We start from the raw sequence: 1,447 nt of genomic DNA, 5'->3' as shown, positions 1-1,447 counted from the left end.
AGATCGAGCTGCCTTCCTCGAAGCGGTCGATCAGGTACAGCGGGGCACCGCCAATGCCTTTGATCGCCGGCAACCGCAGCTCCATCGGCCCGGTTTCGATTTCGACCGGCTGAGCACCTAGTTCCAGGGCGCGGGCATAGGCCTCATGGGCATTGCGCACGCGGAACGCCATACCGCACACCGACGGGCCGTGTTCAGCGGCAAAGTAGGAAGCGACGCTTTTGGGTTCGTTGTTCAGGATCAGGTTGATGCCGCCCTGACGATACAGGTGCACATCCTTGGAACGGTGGGTAGCCACCTTGGTGAAACCCAGGATCTGGAATACAGGCTCAAGCACGCCTGGGGTCGGCGAAGCCAGTTCGATGAACTCGAAGCCCAGCAGGCCCATTGGATTTTCGAAGATATCAGCCATGTTCGTGTCCTCATCTGCAGCGAAATATTATTGAGTGCGTAGGATGTCGAACAGAAATGGCGGTGAGCAGGGTATGCCCCGCACGCTACGGGCGAGGAAGCCACCTATGATCAGCTTGAACCCATGGTATGTCATATGGACCCATTCTCGGCGGGTTTGATCCTTCGATGATGAAGGACCTTATTGTTGTATTCGTAAACCGATTCTACAGTGCGTAAAATGGTTTGTCGCGTTTTAGTTGCTCGGCCGTTCCGACAAACGGCTATCCTCTCGTTAGCTTTCATACAAGTCAGGTCAGCATGCCCCTTACCGCCAAACACCGCGCCGCGCTCAGCTGGCGCACCCTGCTGCCCTGGGTCGTCGGCGCACTCCCTGTGGTGTGTGGCCTGGGCGTGATGAACTGGCAGCTAGAACAGGAAATGCAGGCCAGTAGCCAGGCCACGACGCGCCAGGTTGTCGCGCAGGTCGAGCACATCCTCGATAACCTGGCCAGCGCTGCCAATTCCCTGCTACCGCTCGCCGGCAGCCCGTGCGAGCAAGCCAAGCTGACGCTGCGTGCCCAGGTTACGCGCAATGCCTTCGTGCGCTCCACCAACCTGTTCAGCCACAACACCCTTTATTGCACTTCGCTGTTCGGTGACTTCGACGAGCCGGTCAACCCAGCCGACTACGTCGACGGCACGCTATGGCTGATGGACGGCAACTCGGTCACTCCGGGTCATGCGCTGCTGGTCTACCGGGCCAGCGACGGTGACCGCGGCGCCATCAGTACCGTGGATGGCGACCATCTGCTGACAGCGCTGCGCCTGATCGGCCCCGATGAAGAGCTGCGCATCCGGGTGGGCGACAGGTGGATGGGCAAGGACGGTATCGTGCACAAGGGCGTACCGCCAGCCGCCGCCAGCGCGCATGTGCTGCTGGGCTCGACCCGCTACCCGTTCAGCGTGCAGGGCGGCTATGCCGCCGCGCAGCAGGGCCGGCTGTGGCGCAGCCACTATCCGGCACTGCTGGGCCTGCTGCTGGTGCTGGGCGCTG

1 protein-coding gene and 1 pseudogene are annotated in these 1,447 nt (G+C 61.3%); one reads left to right on the top strand and one right to left on the bottom strand.

Annotated elements, in window-relative coordinates:
• Positions 1–412, bottom strand: a pseudogene (locus tag HP546_RS30180) (4-hydroxyphenylpyruvate dioxygenase); the annotation flags it as partial.
• Positions 413–711: 299 nt separating this feature from the next.
• Between HP546_RS30180 and HP546_RS30175 the strand changes: the two are divergent.
• Positions 712–1,447: CSS-motif domain-containing protein (locus HP546_RS30175; RefSeq protein WP_172233518.1), on the top strand; the 736-nt coding region annotated here is incomplete at its 3' end.

This window comes from Pseudomonas sp. CM25, assembly GCF_013179705.1.
GTDB lineage: Bacteria > Pseudomonadota > Gammaproteobacteria > Pseudomonadales > Pseudomonadaceae > Aquipseudomonas.
This window is presented reverse-complemented; position numbering and strand designations above follow the sequence as displayed.